This window comes from Pelagimonas sp., from assembly GCF_058892305.1.
Genome location: NZ_JBZXVN010000059.1, coordinates 30,308 through 50,243, shown reverse-complemented (window position 1 = coordinate 50,243; position 19,936 = coordinate 30,308). Strand labels below are relative to the sequence as shown.

Genomic DNA, 19,936 nt, shown 5'->3' with positions numbered 1-19,936 from the left:
CACTTTGTTCCTAATTCCGTAAGGGAGCCGGACATGAACGCAGACAAAAGATTGGAACGAATTCAATGCATATAGAAAATCAAGTCGCATTGGTAACTGGCGGCGGCAGCGGCCTAGGAGCCGCAACCGCCCGGCACCTTGCTGCAAACGGAGCACATGTCGCGATTTTGGATTTCGACATAGATCGGGCCACCGCAGTTGCCAATGAAATCGGTGGTGTCGCGGTTCAGGCCGATGTCGGGGATGAGGCGGCTGTCAATGCCGCTTTTGATCAGGTGGAGCAACATTTCAAAACCGCCCCGCGGATCGCCATAAGCTGTGCTGGTGTCGGGATGGCGGCGCGCATTGTTGGCCGTGAAGGCAAACTCTCGTTTGATGTTTTTGAAAAAACCCTGCGTGTGAATCTTTTTGGAACCTATAACGTCATGAGCCACGCGGCGCGGCGCATGGCAGAGCTAGAGCCAATGGCCGACAATGAACGCGGTGTGGTTATCAATACAGCTTCGGTGGCCTGGGAAGATGGTCAGCTGGGACAAGCGGCCTATTCGGCATCAAAAGGCGCAATTGCAGCGATGTGTTTGCCCGCTGCCCGTGAATTTGCCCAATTGGGCATTCGCGTCATGTCGATTGCGCCGGGGCTCTTTAACACGCCCATGATGGAAGGTTTGCCCGATGAGGTGACCGCCAAAATAACTGCCAATATCCCGTTCCCGGCGCGTTTGGGCGACCCCCATGAATATGCGCAATTGGCAGCACATATCGTTTCGAATCCGTTTTTGAACGGCACCACAATCCGGCTTGATGGCGCAACACGCCTTCCGCCGCGCTAAGGATAAAACCTATGTCTGACGCTATTCTCAAGGTCGAAGTTGACGGGCCTATTGCGACGTTAACAATGAACCGCCCCGGCAAACGCAATGCAATGTGCGAAGAGCTTTTGGTGGCTATACAAGAGTTCTATTTCAATCCACCCGAAGGCGTTCGGGTGGTCATTCTGACGGGGATTGAGGGGCACTTCTGTTCCGGGCTTGACCTGTCTGAACATGTGCATCGCTCTGCCGAAGATAATTTGCATCATTCGCGTCATTGGCACGGGGTGATGGAGAAAATTCAGTTCGGCGGTTTGATCACCGTATCGGCGATGTTCGGCGCTGTTATTGGCGGCGGGCTGGAACTGGCCTCGGCAACACATGTGCGCATTGCCGAGGCCTCGACCATCTTTCAATTGCCCGAAGGACGGCGTGGCATCTTTGTTGGTGGCGGCGCGACGGCGCGGGTCGGGCGTTTGCTTGGCCCGGATCGCATGACTGAAATGATGCTGACTGGCCGCAAATATGGTGCCGAAGACGGCGTGGCGCTTGGGCTTGCGCATTATTCCGTTGAAGACGGCCAAGCCTTGGAGATGGCGCAGACCTTGGCCGGCAAGATTGCCCACAATGCGCCGATGTCCAATTACCTCATGGTTCAGTCGATCGCACGGATCAACGATATGTCGCACAGCGACGGGTTGTTTACAGAATCTCTGGCTGCGGCCTTGTCGCAAACCACGCCAGACGCCGAAGAGGGCCTGCTTGCCTTTTTGGAGAAACGCGCCCCGAAATTCAGGTGACACCATGAAGAAACCGTTGGATGCCCCCCTCGCCAACCAAGGCGTGATCCGCGTGGATGACACCACGCTGCGTCAGCTCGTTGGCTATCATATGAAACGCGCTTTTAACGTTATTCAGACCGACCTGCTTCGGACCTTAAAACCGTTTGAATTGCGTATGTTGACCTATACGGCCTTGGTCTTGATTTCGGACAATCCGGGAATTCGCCAATCACAATTGGCCACCGCGATGGACATCGAGCGCCCCAATCTGGTTGTCATTATTGATGAGTTGGAGAGGCGAGATCTGATTATGCGTGAACGGGTACCCACGGATCGACGCGCCTACGCGCTCAAGCCCACATTGGCAGGGACCCAGCTTTGCAAGCAGGCTGTTGCCGCTGTCACAGCACATGAAAACCGTTTGCTGGCCAATTTGGATACGGACGCTCGCGATGTCGTCGTTGCAGCGATGAAAACCATCGAAAAAGGCCCAGCCGGAGGATAAGTTATGAAACGAACCACACAGTTTCGACCACATTCAGTGAGCCGCGAAGACCGAGCCGATGGCACGATGCTTTTGCGATCAAATTACGACTTAGGACCTGCAGTCACCAAAACCGGCGAATGGTTGCACAAATGGGCAGACCAGACCCCGGATCAGGTATTTTTGGCGGAACGATCCGGCGCAGGGTGGCGCGAAGAAAGCTATGCGGCAACATTGCAAAAGGTTCGGGCCATCGCCCAATCTCTTTTGGCGCGTGGCATGGGCCCGGACACACCGATCCTTATTATGTCCGGCAACGGTGTCGATCATGGATTACTGTCATTGGCGGCCCAATATGTGGGTGTGCCAACGGCACCTGTCGCGGAACAATATTCGTTGATTCATGGTGCCCATGGGCGATTGCAGCACGCGATTGAGCTGATACACCCGAAAATGGCTTATGTTATCGACGCGGATCAATATGGCGAAGCCTTAAAGCTAGACGCTATGAACGGCATTGAAATCGTGGCATCCCGTCCGGGAGCCAACACCAGTGTCACTGTTTTTGATGACCTGCTCAAAGGCGATGGCGCTACGGATGTTGAAAGCGCCTATGCCAAAGTGACACCTGACGCCGTGGCAAAAATCCTAATGACAAGTGGATCGACCTCTGCCCCCAAAGGGGTGATGACGACCCAGCGTATGATGTGTGTAAACCAGACACAACTTGCCGACTCTCTTCCCTTTTTGCGCGAACGTCCTCCTCGGGTCGTTGATTGGCTGCCTTGGAACCATGTTTTTGGCGGCTCTCACAATTTCAACATGATGCTGGCCAATGGTGGCAGTTTTTACATAGATGATGGCAAACCGGTCAAAGGTTTGTTTGATCGCACGTTAGAAAACCTGTCGATGAAAACCGGGACTTTGGTGTTCAATGTGCCGCTTGGATTTTCCATGCTGTTGGAGGCTTTGAAGAAAGACCAGGGGCTCAAACGGCGTTTCTTCGAAGAGCTGGATCTCATCTTTTATGCGGGCGCGTCTTTGCCTCAGGATGTCTGGCAGGGCTTTGAACAAATGGCGATGGACGTCAAAGGTGAAATACCGCTTATGACATCCAGTTGGGGTCTGACGGAAACGGCTCCTGCAACAATGATGCAACAAGAGCCAACCGAGCGCTCCGGCGTGGTCGGGGTGCCGCTGACTGGCGTCACGATCAAGCTCATCCCAGATGACGATATGCGTTGCGAGGTGCGGGTTAAGGGCCCCAACGTTATGCCCGGTTATTTTGAAGCCGAGGACAAGACCGCCGATACCTTTGATGACGAAGGGTTTTTCATAACTGGCGATGCGATGGTTTTTGTCGATAAAGAAGACATGAACAAGGGGATGCGCTTTGATGGTCGCATTTCCGAGGATTTCAAACTTCTGACTGGGACATGGGTTCGGGCCGCCGGTTTACGCATTGACATGCTGGCTGCTTTGGCACCTTTGGCGTCGGATTTGGTGGTCACTGGGCAAGATCGGAATGAGATCGGCGTGATGATTTTTCCAAACCGCGATGCATTGGCTCAGGCCGGGTATTCCGACGAAGAAGACGACGGCGCGCTTGTTTGCCAACAGCTTTTGGCCGAGTTGCACCATCGATTGAACGAACGAGCCGGGCGTGTTTCCGGATCATCAACGCGCGTGGCCCGTGCCATTGTTTTGGCCGAGCCGCCCTCACTGACAGACGCGGAGATTACGGCCAAAGGAAACCTAAATTTCCGCAAAGTCTTGCTTCGTCGCGAAGCACTGTTGAAACGCCTGTATGACGATGCCGCAAGCGGCGTAGCGACCCTCTGAAAGGAACTGTAATGGTTGATATTTCAAAAATCCGAGCAATTGATATCCACACCCACGCCGAAGAGCCCTGCGGCTGTCATTCCGATGACGGTTATGACGATCTCCAGGCGACCATGGCCAAGTATTTTCGCGCACCTTGGGAACATCCGCCCACCATTCCTGAAACCGCGGCCCACTATCGCGAACAAAACATCGCGGCGGTCATTTTCCCCGTCGATGCAGAGCGAGAAACGGGGTATCGGCGCTACAAAAACGAAGAAGTGGCCGAGCTTGCCGCCGAAAATGACGATGTTCTGATCCCTTTTGCATCAATTGACCCGCACAAGGGCAAGTTGGGCGCGCGCGAAGCCCGCCGTTTGATGAAGGACTTTGGCATCAAAGGCTTTAAGTTTCACCCAACAATGCAAGGGTTTTACCCCAACGATCGCATGGCTTACGAGCTATACGAAGCCATCGCCGAAGAAGGCGGGATTGCGCTTTTCCATACCGGTCAAACCGGTGTTGGATCAGGCATGCGCTCAGGCAATGGAATGCGCCTTAAATACTCCAACCCGATGTATATGGACGATGTTGCCGTCGATTTTCCGGACATGAAAATCATTCTGGCTCATCCCAGTTTCCCATGGCAGGAAGAGGCGCTGGCGGTCGCACAGCACAAACCCAACGTTTACATTGACCTCAGCGGGTGGAGCCCAAAGTATTTCCCTGAAATCCTTGTGAAATATTGCAACTCGATCTTGAAAAAGAAGGTCCTGTTCGGGTCGGATTGGCCAATGATCACACCGGAACGCTGGCTATCGGATTTTGAAAAGATCAACATCAAGGATGAGATCCGACCTGACATTATCAAAGGCAATGCTGCACGCCTGTTGGGCTTCGAATAATGCAAATTCCGGTCCCGTCTCTGTCCCATTCGTTTTCCTTGAGAGTCGAGCTTTCGGCTCCTATCGAATTGGGGCAAGGGCGGGCTGGAAAACGCAGAATTATTCCAATCATCGGCGGCGAAGCTCTGGGGCCGGACATCACTGGACAGGTGCTGAACCTCGGGGCGGATTGGCAGACGACACATGCGGATGGTGCGGCGCATTTGGACACCCGATATGCCGTGCGCACGCATGACAATGCGGTGATTGAGGTGGTTAATATCGGAACCCGTCACGGTCCGCCGGACGTTATGACACGTCTTGCCCAAGGGCAAAGCGTTGACCCCAAGAGTTATTACATGCGCACCGCTGCCCGTCTTGAAACCGGGGATGACCGCTATGCTTGGGTTAATCACACCTTGTTTGTCTGCTCCGGTCTTCGACGCGCGTCATGCGTTGACATCGCATTTTACAAGGTCGGCTAAAGCCAGACCAGAACCACTAAGCCATGCCGCATTAGTTATGCTGCATAATCAATGGGAAGTTCAATGAAACGCCTTTTGTCACTGACATGGACCTTGCCAAGGGCGGCCCGGGATTTGATGCAGGCCAATCACGAGGGAGCGCGCGTTGATGTGCGTTTTGTTGAATGGGCCGGTCATGGCCGTGTCACCTCAGACGTTGAGGCCACCTCGGTCCTTGCATTCCTGAATGAGGTTTTTGACGAAAATCTCATAGCCACGGGGAGCCACAAGGCTCTGCACACCCACAAACCTAAATAGGAGCCCGCCATGAAACCGTTTCAGGCGCCACTAAATGACATTCTCTTTTCACTTGAACATGTTGTCGGTGCCTCTGAGTTGCCCGATTGGGATGCGGAATTCGCAGCCGAGGTCGGGGGGCATTTCTCGGCTTTTGCCGAAGGGGAAATTGCGCCTTTGGACGAAGCGGGTGACATGCAGGGCTGCCGTTTGGAAGACGGTCGTGTTTCCATGCCCGATGGTTTTCCTAATGTTTACAAGGCCTATGCGGAGCAGGGCTGGCCGTCATTAACGGCCCCCGAAAAGTTTGGCGGACAAGGCATGGGGGCCTTGATGTTGGCGATCACCTCGGAAATTTTTTCGGGAGCCAATCACAGCCTACAAATGGTCACCGGCCTCGTGCCCGGAGCCATTCGGACGCTGATGAAATTTGGCAGCGACGATCAACAAGCCCGCCACATCCCACCGCTTGCCTCTGGCGAGACTTTGGCGACGATGTGTCTAACAGAGCCGGGTGCCGGTTCCGACCTTGGCCGCGTGCGTTGTAAAGCCGTTGCAGAGGGCGATGGATGGGCGATCACAGGCGAAAAGATTTTTATCTCTGGTGGCGATCAGGACATGAGCGACCAAATCCTACATTTGGTCTTGGCGCGCACCTCTGACAACGGTGTCAAAGGTTTGTCGCTGTTCTTGTGCCCCTGCACCTTGCAAGATGGAAGGCGCAACGCCGTTACCGTCACGCGGATCGAAGAAAAGATGGGGCTGCATGCCTCGCCCACATGCCAGTTGGCCTTTGATGGCGCCCAGGCCGAGTTGATCGGCCAAGAAGGCAAAGGTCTGGCGGCTATGTTCACCATGATGAACCACGCCCGTGCCGATGTGGCTCTGCAAGGTGTCGCTCACGCGGCCCGCGCGCATGATGTTGCCAGCGCCTATGCGGCCGAGCGTGTGCAGGGGCGAGGACCAGATGGGGGAGAGGTGACATTGGTTCACCATGCCGATGTCCGTCGCATGGTCGACGAAATCGACGGTTTGGCCTTGATAGGGCGCGCTATTGCGCATTTGGCCTTTGTCACGATGGAACGCGGGGACGCGCCTGATCTGGTTGAGTTTTTGACACCCTTGGCCAAGTTTTATTGCACAGAGGCCGGTATGAGGGGGGCTGATCTTGGTATTCAAACCCTTGGTGGGTATGGATATTTACGAGAATACCGTTTGGAGCAAACCTATCGAGATGCGCGTATTACCGCGATCTATGAGGGGGCGAATGGTATCCATGCGCGGGTGCTTGCCACCCGATTGGCGCAAGGGCCGGCTGGCGATGCCTTTGAAGAATTCGCAATCCAGGAGAGCACGAAAACTGGAGGTGATCGGATTCAATCCGTGCTGACAACATGGAAGGCGATGCGCAGCGATCTCGGAACTGCATCAGATCCATCCGCTCTTGCACATCGCTTTATGAAGCAGAGCATTGCGGTGCTCGAAACTTGTATGGGGGTGCGGCTGATCACTGCCGCAGGTTCTCATCAAGACCCAGATCGGATTAGGCGCGCGGTTCTAGCGCTTGTTCACGCGCCGTACGACTAAATTAAATCTGTCGATACCGCATTGTTAAGAGCAACTGACACGGCCTTTTCAAAGCGTGATCGAGGCGCGGGGGAAATGTGCCATGGCATGCGACAATGGATCGTTTGCCGTGGCATAATCCTCAATCGGGATGCCTTGTTGGGCGGCTTCAGCAGCCAATCGGAGACTGATGACACCATCCGCAGGACCGCCAGGATGGCTCATGATGCCGCCGCCTGCGCAATAGATGAAATCATCATTCCCCAACAATTCGCGCGAGTCAGCGATCTGCCAGATGGTTTGACCCGAAGAAAAAACCGGCATGATGGCATGCACAGGGCCACCATGCTTGGAAATCGGGTGTTGAACAGACCGGGCAGCTTGGGCAACGACACTATCTTTGTCGGTGAATTTGTTGGCCAATCCGTTGACATGCAAGTGATCGACCCCGGCCAACCGCCAGAATTTTTGCATCACTTCAAAACTAATCCCAATATCTGGTGAGCGGGAATACAGCCCCCAACCCGCACGGTGCCCATGGATTAGGGCCGCGCTATGATCACGCACGGACCGCAACCCGGATTGCCCAATTGCAGAAACGCACACCATGGCACAATTGGCCCCAAGGCTTTGCATTTTGTCCAAATTGCGCTTCATTTGATCGGTTTCGTCGGTGATATTTGCCGCATAGAGAACGGTTTTCCCAGTTTTTTCGGCATGGTCATTGATGGCACGCATCACTGCCTCTAGCCGGTCGTCAAAAGGGCAATCAGGTCCATTTGCTTGCAATTCATCGTCTTTGATAAAATCAATTCCAGCACCAAGGAGGTCGCGAACCAGCGTGGCGGTTTCATCGACGCTGAGGCCGATACTAGGCTTGATAATGGTGCCAATAAGAGGCCCTCTATGCCCGCCCATAAAGGCGCGTGTCCCTGCAGCCCCAAATTGCGGCCCCGGATGACCAAGCGCAAAATCAGCCGGCAGGTCCACGCCAATCAAGCGAACCGCAGAAAGTTCAGCCAGTTCAAAAAGGTTCCCGGCAACGGTCGCCAAAAGCACCGTCAAAGACGTGCCAAAGTTGCCAAGAGGCCAGCTTATCGTAACCAAACCACGTTCGTATCGTTTGCCGGTCTTACGAGACGGAAGCGAGGGGGACATGGACGACCCTGTCGGAATGATTTCTTCAACCACAGCCGCCGACCGCGCGCGCAACTCGTCTGTTTCGGCGGCAAGCCGCACAAAAGTTCCTGTGGACTGTTCGCCTGCCAAAACAGCGGCCGCGCGTTCCAAACCGACCGGAGTTTCAATATCATAGGTCGCACTTATTCGGGTCATCGTTGACCTCCTCCGTCACGTATCCAGCCAAAATAATCCGGGCTTCCCATTTGACCGCCTTTGAGAGCGATCTCCAATCCATCACGGGACCCTTCTGCGTGAGCCCGAAACAAAGCTGCGCCGGGAATGGTGGGGGCCAATGCTGAAAGCGCAAAAATCTCGAGGCATGCGATAGCGTGACCGGATGTATCCCCGCCTGACACAATGGCACGGGTCACCCCGGTTTGCGTCAAAATACCGTCTAAGACCTGTCCCAAGGCATGGCCCAACCGTTCGTTGACCTCACTCATGTTGATCCTCGCGTTTTTTGCGGCGCAAAGCAGTTGCCCAACGGCTTTGTCATCGGGTCCTTGCGCGGTATAGATCAGCGGGTCTTGGCCGTCCTTCAAAGCCTCTACTCCGGCCTGAATGAGGCGATTGACCTCTGCGACTAGGCTCTCCTGGCCCTGGCAGGATTTGATCACATCGAACCGGAGGGTTCTAAACCCATTTTCACGCGACCATGCTATTTGTTCGGCTGTAACCGGCGAAACAGATCCCGAAACTGTGACCATACCCTTGGCCCGCCCAATACTGGCTGGCTGGGGGACTGGTGCCAGTAAGCCTGCCTCGATCCAATGGTGGACCAAAGCGTATTCAACGCCCTGAGAGCCCACGACAAAAGGAGATGTCCCACGAGTGTCCCAAAGCAATTTACCGGCTGCGGCCTCATCTTCTGGCGATGCGCAATCTATCGACATAAGTGACAAATCACCGCCGTCCGATGGGGAAATTCGGTTGGATTGCAGGGAGATATGCCGCGAGACATTGGGTTCTGTCATCGGGGTGACGGGATGGCGCGCCATAACCGGATGGTGATCCAAGCGAAACATGTGGCCTTTGAAATCGGCAAAAAGCTCTCCGTTTCGCTGTTCGCGCCCCATTTGAGGGGCCGCAACCAAAACGGGAATAGTGGTGGAGTTTACCAGATCAGCGCCGATTTCGATCGCGCAACCGATGGATCCGATTGTTGGGGAGGAGTCTAATGTGGAGCAAATTTTATAGTGCAGCAGGTGTGGCTTAAGGTCGAGCAACGCCTTGAACGCCGTGGGAAGGGTGGCGCGCATCCACTCCGGCGATTGTGTCCGGGCGGTTGAGGCCACGCCGATTGCCTGTAAGTGCGCGTAGGTTTCGAGCTGTTGCGGGGTCAACGGGGCCAAGAACAACATCGATTTGACGCCTGCAAAGGCCAAAACCTCCATGACCGCGGCCGCACCGGTAAAATCATCTCCATACCACGCAACGATAAGTTCCTCTGGCAATGTGTTCACGGGTTCACCCTTTCAATTTCCATATCGCCACTTGACTCTATGGGGTACTTAGTAACTTATTATACCAGTTGTCAATTCATCACGGGTAGGCGCGAAAATGGCTTCAGGAGGACAAGCGTGACAAAAATTGCATTATTTGGGGCTGGTGGAAAAATGGGCGTTCGCTTGTCGCGCAACCTTGCCGCCACTGAATTTGAAACGGCACATGTTGAGATTTCTGAGGTTGGTCAAGAGCGCTTGAAAACCGAATTGGGGTTTGACTGCCAGGACCCGGATGTCGCGTTGGAAGATGCTGATGTTGTTGTGCTTGCTGTGCCGGACACGGCAATCGGAAAGGTGACGGCCGGTCTCATCGACAAAGTAAAACCAGGGGCAATGATCATGTGCCTGGACGCTGCGGCCCCCTTTGCGGGGCACTTACCCAAACGCGATGACGTGACCTATTTCGTCAGCCATCCCTGCCACCCGCCGATCTTTAACAATGAAACAACCGAAGCCGGACGCAAAGACTATTTTGGCGGGATCGCCGCACAACAAGGCATTGTAAATGCTTTGATGCAGGGGCCAGAGGCGGATTATGACCTCGGCGAAGCGGTGGGCAAGGCGATCTACGCTCCTGTGGCGCGCTCTCATCGGGTGACGGTGGAACAGATGGCCTTGTTGGAACCGGGATTATCCGAAACCGTTTGCGCATCGCTCTTGGATATTATGCGCGAGGCCATGGATGAAGTGGTTGATCGCGGTGTCCCAAAAGAGGCCGCCCGAGATTTCTTATTGGGCCACATGAATATTTTGGGGGCCGTCATTTTCGGCGAGGTGGACGGCGTCTTTTCCGATGCTTGCAACAAGGCGATTGAATTCGGAAAACCAACTTTGATGCGCGATGATTGGAAGCGGGTGTTTGAAGCCGACGAAATTGCCGCAAGCATTGAAAGGATCACCTAGTCGCCGCCGCTTGCCACTTGTCGGACCAGTGAACAACTCATAAAGTTGGCGTATCCCCGATGAAGGACACGACACGACATGAGCGATCAAAACACACGGGACGGCAAAATCGTCCGCTTAAAGCTTTCTGACCAAGTTTTTGAGCGTTTACGTGAGCTGGTGGCAAGCGGTGAACTTGCTCCGGGGGATGTGGTGCCCTCGGAACGTGTGTTGATGGAACGGTTTGGTGTAGGTCGCCCTGCGGTTCGTGAAGCGCTGCAAGCTATGCAAAGCAAGGGGTTGATTACCATTACACATGGTGGTCGCAGCCGTGTGAATGCGTTGACGGCGGGGGTTGCCTTTAGCCAATTGGACGATATTGCCAAGCTTCTCTTGTCAAGCGAGCCTGCTAATATTGAACACCTCAAAGTCGTTCGTCATATTTTGGAGCGCGGAACTGCACGCCTTGCTGCAGAGAAATGCACCTCAAGAGATGCCTCTGATCTAATGGGGTTGATCGAAGCGCAGCGGTCAAAACTGGGCGATGCAGAGGCGTTTATGAAGGCCGATATTGCCTTTCACACCCGATTGGCACAAATCTCGGCGAACCCTCTGATCCAGTCTATAACAGAAATGATGCTGACGTGGTTGTTTGAGTATCATGCCTCGCTGCTTTTGTGGTCGGGCCGCGAGGAAACCACCTTGGAAGAGCACGCAAGCATAGTGGAGCGTCTTCAGGAAAACGATGTTGACGGAGCCGAGCGCGCGATCGAAGCACATCTCAACCGAGCCGACTCGCGGTTTACATCCTCTCGAAAAGTCTAAGATCTGACACGCCAGTCATAGGGTCCCAAATCGCCTTTTGTGCCCGGGGTCAAATTGGCCGTGATGGTCGTGTCGCCGACCGACAAATACGCCAATCCGTTTTCAAGTTTTGCCTCTCTGACGGGCTGACCTGCGAGGGGGCTCAAAACGGCCAAAGCTTGCGAAATAGGCCAATCGGGTGATGCGCCGCGTGGACCATAAAGAGCGGCCGGCGTCCAAACGGCGATATTGGCGGCGGCAAGGGCCGTGGCCAATCCAATCACATAGGCCGCGCCAAATTGGCCGCGATGGCGAGGATCGTCCTCTGCCATCGGAATGCGGTGGCCGTACGGGTTCGGGATCGTGCGCGTGCCATAGGGGTTTTGGCGCATGGCTATTGTTGCAGGGCCAATCCGATAGGGCAAATGCCCGAAAATCGCTCGGGCCGACCGGGTGATGTGGGGGATAGCCTCAAGGGTTTCCATAACCGCCAGATCATCCGCAGCATGCACAATCGGGCACAAACCGTGACTAACGAAATCCAGTGTTTTCAGAGGCGGGCGTTTGCGATTGAACTCTGGAAAAAAGCTGACCATGCCACCGCCTCGGATCACGTTGGGAAAGGTTTCTGCGGCGGCTGAATGAATGTCGTTCAGTGGGGGGCAATCGGGCCACTCGGACCCCGGTGGCGTGGATTGGCGATCGACAGAGGGACAGACAAGAATGCTTGTTGGCAAGAACCCCGATTGGTCGATCTTGGCGGCAACCCTTGTAAGCTCCTCTTGCGGTGTTCGGTCAAATGTAAGGATGAGCTCGAGATCAAAAGCCAAATGCGGACAGGCCTTTTGCGCGGCAGCAAAGGCCAGCAATTGGCGATCCATCTCTTTGAGGGACATATCAAAATGACACAAAACACGTTGTGGATTAACGTGCAAAAGATCGCTTGGTGACGTTGCCAGATCGCGCGCGTCATCGGGTGTTACAACAAAAGCCATTTCCGGAAACAAGGCGGGCTCGGCGGGGTGAGGAGTGGTGATGGGGGGCGTTTCCAGGGCCTTGCCAAAGGTCAAGTTTACCGATTGTACGAGCTCATCGCCATCCGCAATGACATAGGGCCAATCAAGTGCAAGAGGGCGATTGTAGGTCTTAAATGATGCGTCACCCCATTGACGCTGGTCCTCCATTTCAAAAACATCCCCCAACAGTTCGCAGGTAACTGCCTGCTCACCCACCGTGTGCGTCAAAGACCCGATGTCCATAAACGGCTGCCACGGTTCAATCAGTGTCGGGAAGTGTGTATGCTCAACGACGCCATTGCTATGCCCCACCAAAACCGGTTGCCCGGCGACACCATCAATTGGGTGCAACACGGTAAACCCGGCACGATTGGTTTCAAAACCGCCATGAGCGAGACCATGGGCCGACATGGACAGGCTTTCAGCGGTCACACAGATTGTGACGTCAACACTCAGCATCGCAGCGCCGCTTTTATAGATCGCGGTGTAGCTGATGGTGAGATTGCTGTCGGTTTGCGTGGTCGTTTCTCGCTCTATGGTCGGGGCCAAAGTCCCCCAATCCCGATCCCGTACCAAAAAGGCGATGCTTCGGATCGCCTCGACCCCGTTAAGTTTGACATGGCGGAGGCTTCCGGCATCCAAAGTGAAAGACCACGGCACCTTGGCCAAGGACTTGTTGGGGGGAGGGGGGGCGACTGTTCCAAAAAGCTGTTTGTTGCGGTTCATAGATCTGACAGGCGAACTGTGCGCCCCTCGGCGGCGGAAATATAGGCGGCTTCGACAAGCAACAGAGTTTGCAAATTGTCCGCCCCGGATGTGTGTGGTTGGATCCCTTTGGCAATGCACTCAACGAAATGCTTCTGGATCGCCAGAACGCTTTCCTGGATGTTGTGCCATGGCTTTTCGGCCCAGGACAACACGGGCGGCGACACATCTTTGGCAAGGTTGGTTTCGCCGGTCACGCTTAATGTGTACCCGGCATCCAAACGCAATGTGCCTTGGGTGCCATCAATTTCAAGCAAGGTTTGCGGAAAGGTTTCCGGCGTGCGGCGTGTGGCATAAGAGCAATCAACCATGCTCGTCGCGCCACCTTGATGGGTCAACAACATAGTGGCAACGTCTTCGCCTTTGATCTTGGGATTGATGCGTTTTGTCGTGGCGGCCATGTGGCTAACATCGCCCAAAAACGCCCGTGCGATATCGAGGATATGAATGCCCAGATCTTCGATTATGAACCGCGTCCCTTCGGCCAGATAGGGCTGACCGGAAAACACGTCATAGCCAGAGCGAAAACTAAAGCGCCCAAAGAACGGGTCGCCAATCAACCCGTCTTGCACCAGGGCGAGCGCGGCCTGAATGGGGGATTGCCACCGAAAGTTTTCATGCACCATCAATGTCTTGTCTGCTGCCGCTGCAGCCGAAACCATGTCACGGGCATCTTCAATATTTTCGGCAAACGGTTTTTGGCAGATAATGTGAACCCCGGTCTGTGCCGCCATTTTGACAAGCGGGAGATGCGACGGAGCCGTTGTGGCTATGTCCACAAAATCAAATCCACCTGCGGCAAAAAGTTCGGACGCGTCTTTGTAGGTACGCTCGATCCCAAAGTCCGCAGCGCTTTGGGTTAAGCGCCCTATGTCTGTGTCACACAGGGCAACAATGTCAACGCCATCAATATCCCGCCAGGCCTGTAATTGGTTCTGCGCAAAGAAACCACAGCCGATCAATGCTCCCCTCATAACCATCCCCGTTCAGTTTGTTGTGTGAAAATCACTTATTTGTCCATCGCCGCTTGCGCTCGTAAAACAACCCGAGCTTGAACTTTTTGCTGGGCTTGGTCGATGACCACGGCGGCGATGATCACCAATCCTTTGATCACGGTCTGCCAAAAGGATGACACTCCCATCATGACCAACCCATCCGACAGAACCCCAATGACAAAGGCGCCAATGATTGTACCAATGATCCGTCCGCGACCGCCCGACATGGATGTGCCACCCAAAACCGCCGCGGCAATTGCGTTCAATTCGAAGGTGTCGCCTGTGGCCGGATGTGCAGCAACAAGTTGCGATGAAATGATCAACCCAACCAAAGCTGCGCAGAAACCTGAGAAGATATAGACAAAATACTTGGTTCGATTGACCTTGACCCCGGATAGGCCCGCGGCCCGTTCGTTGCCCCCAACAGCATAGATGTGGCGACCCAAAGGAGTGCGAGCGGCGATATATCCGGCGAGGCAACCCACCACGATCAGCAACACAATCGAGAAAGGTACGCCAAGGATTTCCCCTGTTCCGATCCAGCGGAAGGTGTCTGACCCATACTCGGGATTGCCATTCAGATTGGGAAAGGTGCGCCCGTCCGAGCTTAACAACGCAGTGCCGCGCGCCACATATAGGGTGCCCAATGTCGCAATAAACGGGGCCACGTTTAGCTGAGTGATCAAGAAACCGTTGATCGCGCCGATTGTAACACCAACCAAAATGACCAACAAACAAATTTCGAACGTATTGAATTGGATAGACCAGCCAAGGCCCAAGTCGATTCCGTTCAAAACCAAATAGCCCGCAACCATTCCGCATAGTCCAACAATTGACCCAACAGATAGATCAATGCCCCCCGAGACGATGACAAACGTCATCCCAATTGCCAAGAACGCGTTAAGCGCGACGTGTTTGGACATAATCACCATATTGGCGGTCGATAGGAAGTTCGGGGCATTCAAGGCAAAGAAAACAAACACCAAAATGAGTGCGATAAACGTGCGCGCCTTGAGCAGCAAAAGCCAGGCGTCCGAACTGGACCAATTGGGCGCATTCGTAGATTGATCAGCCATCAGACGGGTTCCTTACCGTTTTGTTCCGTTTTGTGCCCGATTGCAGAGGCCGCGATGAGTTTTGCGTTGCTCGCCTCGTCGCGGGAAAATTCACCGGTGATCCGCCCGTTTGACATAACTAATATGCGATCAGACAGTGACATGACCTCGTCCAGATCTGAGGTCACAAAAACAATACCCAGACCCTGCGCCGCCAGTTGTCGCATGACGCGAAACACTTCGGCCTTTGCCCCGATATCAATGCCGCGTGACGGTTCGTCCATCAGCAGAACCTTGGGATCCGTCATCAAGGCTTTGGCAATCACAACCTTTTGCTGGTTGCCACCGGACAACGACGACACCTCATGTTCTGGTGAGGCGATTTTGATCGTCATACGTTTTATAAATTCGGTTACGGTCTGTTTTTCGCGTTTCACACTTAGGTAAACCGCCTTGGTGAACCTGGACAGGCTCGAGAGGGTCATGTTCTCTCTGATCGAGAGAATTTGTACCAACCCATCCGCTTGCCGGTCTTCGGGAATAAGCGCCACTCCGCGGTTGATCCGTGCCGCAACGCCGTTTTCCTTTAAGGCGTGGCCGTCGACCAAAAAGTGACCGGTGGCGTTTTTGTGACGGCCAATCGCGCATTCAAGAAATTCTGATCGGCCGGCCCCCATCAGCCCATAAATCCCCAGAATCTCCCCTTTTTGCAGGGACATTGAAACGTCATCCACAAGCAAGGCCCCGCCGGCACCGGGCAGGCAAACATTTTCCGCACGAAACACTTCCTCCCCAAAAGGATGGTCGATTTCCTTGGCAAAATCCTTGCCACTTTCGCCGATCATATTGCGAACGATCCAATCGACATCCACGCCCTGCATCGAGCGCGCGCCGGTGATGACCCCGTCGCGCAAAACAGTGATGTAGTCACCAATTTGGATCAACTCTTCTAAGCGATGGGAAATATAGACCAATCCGACGCCGCGCGTTTTAAGGTCTTTGATCACTCGAAACAGGATTTCGACCTCGGCGGCGGACAAAGCCGAGGTTGGTTCATCCAATATCAAAATGCGCGCGTCATGCGCCAAGGATTTGGCGATTTCAACGATCTGTTGTTGTCCGACACGCAAATCCCCCACAAGGTCATCAGGGTCGATATCTTGTTCAAGCTGTGTCATCAGCTCTCTGGTTCGTGCGCGTTGGGTGGCTTTGTCGATATCAATTCCGCCACGCGTTTTTTCGCGGGCCATAAAAATATTCTCGGCAACTGTTAGATTGGGGAAAAGGTTAAGTTCCTGAAAAACAATGCCAATACCCGAGCGAGAAGCCTCTTCCGTGGAGCGAAAAGACACCGTTTGGTCGCCCATGAGGATCTCGCCTTCGCTGAGCTGCTCGACGCCGGCAATGACCTTCATCATTGTAGATTTTCCGGCCCCGTTTTCCCCAACGAGGACATTGACCGCCCCCATACGCAGATCAAAATCCGCAGATTTCAAGGCAATTGTCCCCGGATACACTTTGGTGCCTCCGCGAATGGATAGACCTATTTCAGGGTTTGTCATGGGGCACCGAATGTCAGAACGGTCGGAACGATTTCGGGGCGGCTTTCGACATTTTTGAAGGTATAAACGCCTTCAAATGTGACTATCTCGCCGAGCGGATCTTGTTGCGGGATTTCGAGACCTTCATGAGCCATTGCATTCAACCCGCGCGCCAGTTTGGCAAATTCGATTTGATCTCGAAAATCGGTGAAGCTTAGGAATGACATGGAATCGCGGAGCGACGTGCCTCGGATGATTGGGCCAAGTTGAACCGTCACATCTGCCTCGCCATCGCCATCCGTATCGACTTGAACCTTGGCGGCCCGACTTTGCATTTTTGTTTCAACAACAACGCCAGATCCAGAAACAGCAAAGTTCCAGGCGCTGGCTTCTCCTTCGGGTTTGTAACCGTATTTTTCACCGGCTGCGTCGACGTCCTTGGCCAAAGCCAAACGGAGATCAGACAAAGGAGCCAAAAGGTCAGCAACCGCCGGAAGTACCTTTGGTTCCCAGATTTCGCGCGCATAATTGGCCATGCGGACCTCATCGGTCTGTTCTTCTTGCGCCTGATCGGCATCGGCCGGGGCAGCATTCTTAACAACCTTACAGGCACTAAGAGCCGCGAAACTCCCCAACAGAATGGCAGATAAACGTAGTGCGTGACGCATGCAGCCCCCTCCGATAGAGAGCCCACCATGTTATGTGTGGGCCCTCTTGGTCTTGTGATGGTTTGAACTCTGGATCAGGTTAGCGCGAAAGTCTCGAGGTCCGCAGCGTTTTCGCTATTGATCAAGACGCAATCCATCAGCTGCTTTTCTTCAAGACCAGTTGAACCGGTCTGAATGTACTGATCGGCTTGCTCAACTGCAATTTGGGCCTGACGATAGGCGGGCTGGAGCACAGTCGCCTTGATGCCACCGGCAAGAATGCTGTCGCGGACGTCGTTTGATCCATCGAACCCGACAACAATCACTTCGTTGCGCCCGGCGGCTTCCAATGCGGCCCAGGCCCCCATGGCCATTGTGTCATTCCCACAAATCACCCCTTTGATGTCAGGGTTCGCTTGTAGAATTGACTCCATCTTTTCAAATGCTTCGGTTTGAGACCAGTTGGCGGATTGCTGGGCGACCATCACCAGATCAGGGTATTGGTCGATGATGTCATGATAGCCGGACGAACGAATGCCAGCGTTGGTGTCAGCTTCGCGCCCAACCAACTCAACATAGTTGCCTTCTTCGCCCATGATCGTGACGAACTCTTCGGCACCCAACTGGGCCCCTTGGTAGTTGTTGGAAACGATCTGGCTGATGGCGATGCCGGATTCTTTGATTTCCCGATCAATCAAAAAGGACGGGATGCCTGCATCGAGGGCGCGTTGGACAACGGCAACAGTCGCATCTGCCCCTGCGTTGTCTAAGATAATCGCATTTGCGCCACGCGCGATTGCGGTGTCGAACAATTCGGATTGCTTGTTTGGATCGTCATCGTGGACCAGAACGATTGTTTCATATCCCAATTCCTGTGCGCGGGCTTCGGCACCAACAGCTTCGGCTTTGAAAAATGGGTTGTCATGGCTGGGCGTGATAATAGCGATCAGACCTTTGCCTTCGGCGCGCACGACGGACGTGGTTGCGAATGTCACTGCGGCGGCAAGCCCGGACACAAAAACGCGACGGTTCGTATTCATTGATTTCTCCTCCCAAAGTCGTGGGACCGCTTGGCGCAAGCCCACTGGTGAATTCTTTTTACAATTTCATCATATTGTCAACAGGTATGATGAGTATGCAGTTTCGGCGGTGCCGCAAGTTTCCGTTCCCGGTGGGTTGTACAATATTATTTGAGAATTGCGGGCGGCACCGAAATTCCATTCAGGAAGATCTGGGTGACCTGTTCCAAATTGGAAAACGCCTAGCCCCACGCGGGCTAAGTTTGTGAGCTGCTGTTGAAGGGGAATTGGTTCCGATCACCCAGAGAGGCGGGTCAAGCCAAAGCGCAAGGTCACCAAGAGTGAGTGAGAAGATCAAACAGTTTTTCGAGTGTCGGGGTGTCTTTGCGCCGGTCCAATGAGACAAAGCAAAGGCACGCGGGGACAGAAACCGCATCGGATACTGCCAATCCGAAGGATTGTTTTTGGTGCAGCGCAATAGATTCACGACACAGGCTAAGCCCAATTCCGGATCGCACCATCTCAAGCATTGATGCCTCCTGATCGACCAGAGCAACGACGTTCAAGCGTTTTTCATCACCATCGAAAACCATGTTCAATAGGCGGTTGTGAACGGAGGTTTCCGGGGTTCCAATCCACGGCAGCTTGGCAAGGGTTGACCAATCTGCACCTTCTACTTGGTTCTGCCACCCAACCGGTCCAACGACTCTATAGGCGAAGTCTGCAAGCTTGATCGCCCGAATGGGGTCTTCGCTCTCTGTTCCCATAAGTCCAAGGTCTTCTGGGCTGCAAAGATAGAAACCGGCATCAATGCGGCCGCGCTTGACCCATGTCAAAATATCGCCGCTGACGCCGTGAACCAATTCGGTTTCGATCCCTGGATGCTCCGTTCTCAGTTGCGCCAGCAACCGTCCGAGCCGAATGAACTCCGGATCAACGATCGTACCGATTTTTAGCTTGCCACTGACCTGGCCGGAAAGTTGACGGGCGCTGCGCTGAAATTCATTCATCGCCTCCAGAACTTGTTCGGCTTTGGCCAAGACAGAAGCGCCGTCATGGCTGATTTGGAGCCCGGTTGCGGTTCGATTGAATAACGTGATGCCATTTTCGGTGCTAAGTCGCTTGATCTGATGGCTGATCGCAGGCTGGGTTAGGTTCAATATCTCGGCAGCGCGCGAAACACTGCCTTCACGGGCCACTGTTACAAAGGCCAAGATACTGTTTATGTTTGAATAACGAACCATATTAAAATTTGTAATATCGCATTGTGGGAATTGTCATTAGGTTTTTTCATTCCCTTCCGTCAGAGATCGACGAAATTCGCGGTCAGGGAAGGGCGGTCTGATCTGATGTTGGGGCGTCGGCCGAGCCTATTCGGTGGTCAATCGTGCATCATCTTCCGTCTCACATGTCCCGAA

The 19,936-nt window shown here is 54.0% G+C and carries 19 protein-coding genes; 10 read left to right on the top strand and 9 right to left on the bottom strand.

Annotated features, from left to right (window positions below; all coding sequences use genetic code 11):
- The first annotated feature begins 65 nt into the window (after window positions 1–65).
- The 8 genes from AC5EFR_RS21400 (at window position 66) to AC5EFR_RS21365 (ending at window position 7,128) form a co-directional block, all read left to right on the top strand.
- Window positions 66–830, top strand: a complete 765-nt coding sequence (locus tag AC5EFR_RS21400) for an SDR family NAD(P)-dependent oxidoreductase (protein ID WP_493577759.1) — start codon at window positions 66–68, stop codon at window positions 828–830.
- Window positions 831–841: 11 nt separating this feature from the next.
- Window positions 842–1,609: a crotonase/enoyl-CoA hydratase family protein gene (locus AC5EFR_RS21395; protein WP_493577758.1), complete on the top strand. Its 768-nt coding sequence runs from the start codon at window positions 842–844 to the stop codon at window positions 1,607–1,609.
- Window positions 1,610–1,613: 4 nt separating this feature from the next.
- Window positions 1,614–2,096 (top strand): MarR family winged helix-turn-helix transcriptional regulator, encoded by a 483-nt coding sequence (locus AC5EFR_RS21390; RefSeq protein ID WP_493577757.1) that lies wholly within the window; start codon window positions 1,614–1,616, stop codon window positions 2,094–2,096.
- 3 nt (window positions 2,097–2,099) lie between these two features.
- A complete protein-coding gene (locus AC5EFR_RS21385) occupies window positions 2,100–3,917 on the top strand; it encodes a feruloyl-CoA synthase (protein ID WP_493577756.1) in 1,818 nt (605 codons plus the stop codon).
- An 11-nt stretch (window positions 3,918–3,928) separates the two neighbouring features.
- The gene (locus AC5EFR_RS21380) at window positions 3,929–4,801 is read left to right on the top strand and encodes an amidohydrolase family protein (protein WP_493577755.1); all 873 of its coding nucleotides are present in this window, start codon (window positions 3,929–3,931) and stop codon (window positions 4,799–4,801) included.
- Window positions 4,801–5,265: a DUF3237 domain-containing protein gene (locus AC5EFR_RS21375; RefSeq protein WP_493577754.1), complete on the top strand. Its 465-nt coding sequence runs from the start codon at window positions 4,801–4,803 to the stop codon at window positions 5,263–5,265. Before AC5EFR_RS21380 ends, AC5EFR_RS21375 begins: the two co-directional genes overlap by 1 nt.
- A 63-nt stretch (window positions 5,266–5,328) precedes the next feature.
- A complete protein-coding gene (locus tag AC5EFR_RS21370) occupies window positions 5,329–5,562 on the top strand; it encodes a hypothetical protein (protein ID WP_493577753.1) in 234 nt (77 codons plus the stop codon).
- 9 nt (window positions 5,563–5,571) lie between these two features.
- On the top strand, window positions 5,572–7,128 hold the full coding sequence (locus AC5EFR_RS21365) for an acyl-CoA dehydrogenase family protein (protein ID WP_493577752.1): 1,557 nt from the start codon (window positions 5,572–5,574) through the stop codon (window positions 7,126–7,128).
- Between the two features lie 48 nt (window positions 7,129–7,176).
- On the opposite strand, the gene AC5EFR_RS21360 is transcribed toward AC5EFR_RS21365, so the two are convergent.
- Both AC5EFR_RS21360 and AC5EFR_RS21355 read right to left on the bottom strand, forming a co-directional pair.
- The gene (locus AC5EFR_RS21360) at window positions 7,177–8,442 is read right to left on the bottom strand and encodes a ribulose-bisphosphate carboxylase large subunit family protein (RefSeq protein WP_493577751.1); all 1,266 of its coding nucleotides are present in this window, start codon (window positions 8,440–8,442) and stop codon (window positions 7,177–7,179) included.
- Complete coding sequence (locus AC5EFR_RS21355) at window positions 8,439–9,752, bottom strand: four-carbon acid sugar kinase family protein (RefSeq protein ID WP_493577750.1); 1,314 nt, start codon at window positions 9,750–9,752, stop codon at window positions 8,439–8,441. The genes AC5EFR_RS21360 and AC5EFR_RS21355 overlap by 4 nt, the downstream gene beginning before the upstream one ends.
- Before the next feature lie 117 nt (window positions 9,753–9,869).
- Between AC5EFR_RS21355 and AC5EFR_RS21350 the strand changes: the two genes are divergently transcribed.
- Both AC5EFR_RS21350 and nanR read left to right on the top strand, forming a co-directional pair.
- A complete protein-coding gene (locus AC5EFR_RS21350; protein WP_493577749.1) occupies window positions 9,870–10,697 on the top strand; it encodes a phosphogluconate dehydrogenase C-terminal domain-containing protein in 828 nt (275 codons plus the stop codon).
- Window positions 10,698–10,775: 78 nt separating this feature from the next.
- Entirely contained in the window at window positions 10,776–11,501 is a 726-nt protein-coding gene (gene nanR, locus AC5EFR_RS21345) for a transcriptional regulator NanR (protein ID WP_493577748.1), read from the top strand.
- On the opposite strand, the gene AC5EFR_RS21340 is transcribed toward nanR, so the two are convergent.
- The 7 genes from AC5EFR_RS21340 to AC5EFR_RS21310 all read right to left on the bottom strand — a co-directional run bounded on the left by AC5EFR_RS21340 (window position 11,498) and on the right by AC5EFR_RS21310 (window position 19,762).
- Window positions 11,498–13,222: a D-apionate lactonase family protein gene (locus AC5EFR_RS21340; protein WP_493577747.1), complete on the bottom strand. Its 1,725-nt coding sequence runs from the start codon at window positions 13,220–13,222 to the stop codon at window positions 11,498–11,500. The genes nanR and AC5EFR_RS21340 overlap by 4 nt on opposite strands.
- A complete protein-coding gene (locus AC5EFR_RS21335; RefSeq protein ID WP_493577746.1) occupies window positions 13,219–14,235 on the bottom strand; it encodes a Gfo/Idh/MocA family protein in 1,017 nt (338 codons plus the stop codon). Before AC5EFR_RS21335 ends, AC5EFR_RS21340 begins: the two co-directional genes overlap by 4 nt.
- Before the next feature lie 35 nt (window positions 14,236–14,270).
- Window positions 14,271–15,332, bottom strand: coding sequence for an ABC transporter permease (locus AC5EFR_RS21330; RefSeq protein WP_493577745.1), 1,062 nt, complete (start codon window positions 15,330–15,332; stop codon window positions 14,271–14,273).
- Window positions 15,332–16,873, bottom strand: coding sequence for a sugar ABC transporter ATP-binding protein (locus AC5EFR_RS21325; protein ID WP_493577744.1), 1,542 nt, complete (start codon window positions 16,871–16,873; stop codon window positions 15,332–15,334). Before AC5EFR_RS21325 ends, AC5EFR_RS21330 begins: the two co-directional genes overlap by 1 nt.
- Entirely contained in the window at window positions 16,870–17,520 is a 651-nt protein-coding gene (locus tag AC5EFR_RS21320) for a DUF2291 family protein (RefSeq protein WP_493577743.1), read from the bottom strand. Before AC5EFR_RS21320 ends, AC5EFR_RS21325 begins: the two co-directional genes overlap by 4 nt.
- A gap of 74 nt (window positions 17,521–17,594) precedes the next feature.
- Window positions 17,595–18,539 (bottom strand): D-ribose ABC transporter substrate-binding protein, encoded by a 945-nt coding sequence (locus AC5EFR_RS21315; protein ID WP_493577742.1) that lies wholly within the window; start codon window positions 18,537–18,539, stop codon window positions 17,595–17,597.
- Between the two features lie 311 nt (window positions 18,540–18,850).
- A complete protein-coding gene (locus tag AC5EFR_RS21310; protein WP_493577741.1) occupies window positions 18,851–19,762 on the bottom strand; it encodes a LysR family transcriptional regulator in 912 nt (303 codons plus the stop codon).
- Between the last annotated feature and the right edge of the window lie 174 nt (window positions 19,763–19,936).

Bases quoted from the DNA above. Each gene is read 5' to 3' on its own strand.
- nanR (WP_493577748.1), top strand. From the start codon at position 10,776: ATGAGCGATCAAAACACACGGGACGGCAAAATCGTCCGCTTAAAGCTT.
- AC5EFR_RS21325 (WP_493577744.1), bottom strand. From the start codon at position 16,873: ATGACAAACCCTGAAATAGGTCTATCCATTCGCGGAGGCACCAAAGTG.
- AC5EFR_RS21385 (WP_493577756.1), top strand. From the start codon at position 2,100: ATGAAACGAACCACACAGTTTCGACCACATTCAGTGAGCCGCGAAGAC.
- AC5EFR_RS21360 (WP_493577751.1), bottom strand. From the start codon at position 8,442: ATGACCCGAATAAGTGCGACCTATGATATTGAAACTCCGGTCGGTTTG.
- AC5EFR_RS21380 (WP_493577755.1), top strand. From the start codon at position 3,929: ATGGTTGATATTTCAAAAATCCGAGCAATTGATATCCACACCCACGCC.
- AC5EFR_RS21335 (WP_493577746.1), bottom strand. From the start codon at position 14,235: ATGAGGGGAGCATTGATCGGCTGTGGTTTCTTTGCGCAGAACCAATTA.
- AC5EFR_RS21365 (WP_493577752.1), top strand. From the start codon at position 5,572: ATGAAACCGTTTCAGGCGCCACTAAATGACATTCTCTTTTCACTTGAA.
- AC5EFR_RS21320 (WP_493577743.1), bottom strand. From the start codon at position 17,520: ATGCGTCACGCACTACGTTTATCTGCCATTCTGTTGGGGAGTTTCGCG.
- AC5EFR_RS21315 (WP_493577742.1), bottom strand. From the start codon at position 18,539: ATGAATACGAACCGTCGCGTTTTTGTGTCCGGGCTTGCCGCCGCAGTG.
- AC5EFR_RS21370 (WP_493577753.1), top strand. From the start codon at position 5,329: ATGAAACGCCTTTTGTCACTGACATGGACCTTGCCAAGGGCGGCCCGG.
- AC5EFR_RS21310 (WP_493577741.1), bottom strand. From the start codon at position 19,762: ATGGTTCGTTATTCAAACATAAACAGTATCTTGGCCTTTGTAACAGTG.
- AC5EFR_RS21375 (WP_493577754.1), top strand. From the start codon at position 4,801: ATGCAAATTCCGGTCCCGTCTCTGTCCCATTCGTTTTCCTTGAGAGTC.
- AC5EFR_RS21340 (WP_493577747.1), bottom strand. From the start codon at position 13,222: ATGAACCGCAACAAACAGCTTTTTGGAACAGTCGCCCCCCCTCCCCCC.
- AC5EFR_RS21390 (WP_493577757.1), top strand. From the start codon at position 1,614: ATGAAGAAACCGTTGGATGCCCCCCTCGCCAACCAAGGCGTGATCCGC.
- AC5EFR_RS21330 (WP_493577745.1), bottom strand. From the start codon at position 15,332: ATGGCTGATCAATCTACGAATGCGCCCAATTGGTCCAGTTCGGACGCC.
- AC5EFR_RS21400 (WP_493577759.1), top strand. From the start codon at position 66: ATGCATATAGAAAATCAAGTCGCATTGGTAACTGGCGGCGGCAGCGGC.
- AC5EFR_RS21395 (WP_493577758.1), top strand. From the start codon at position 842: ATGTCTGACGCTATTCTCAAGGTCGAAGTTGACGGGCCTATTGCGACG.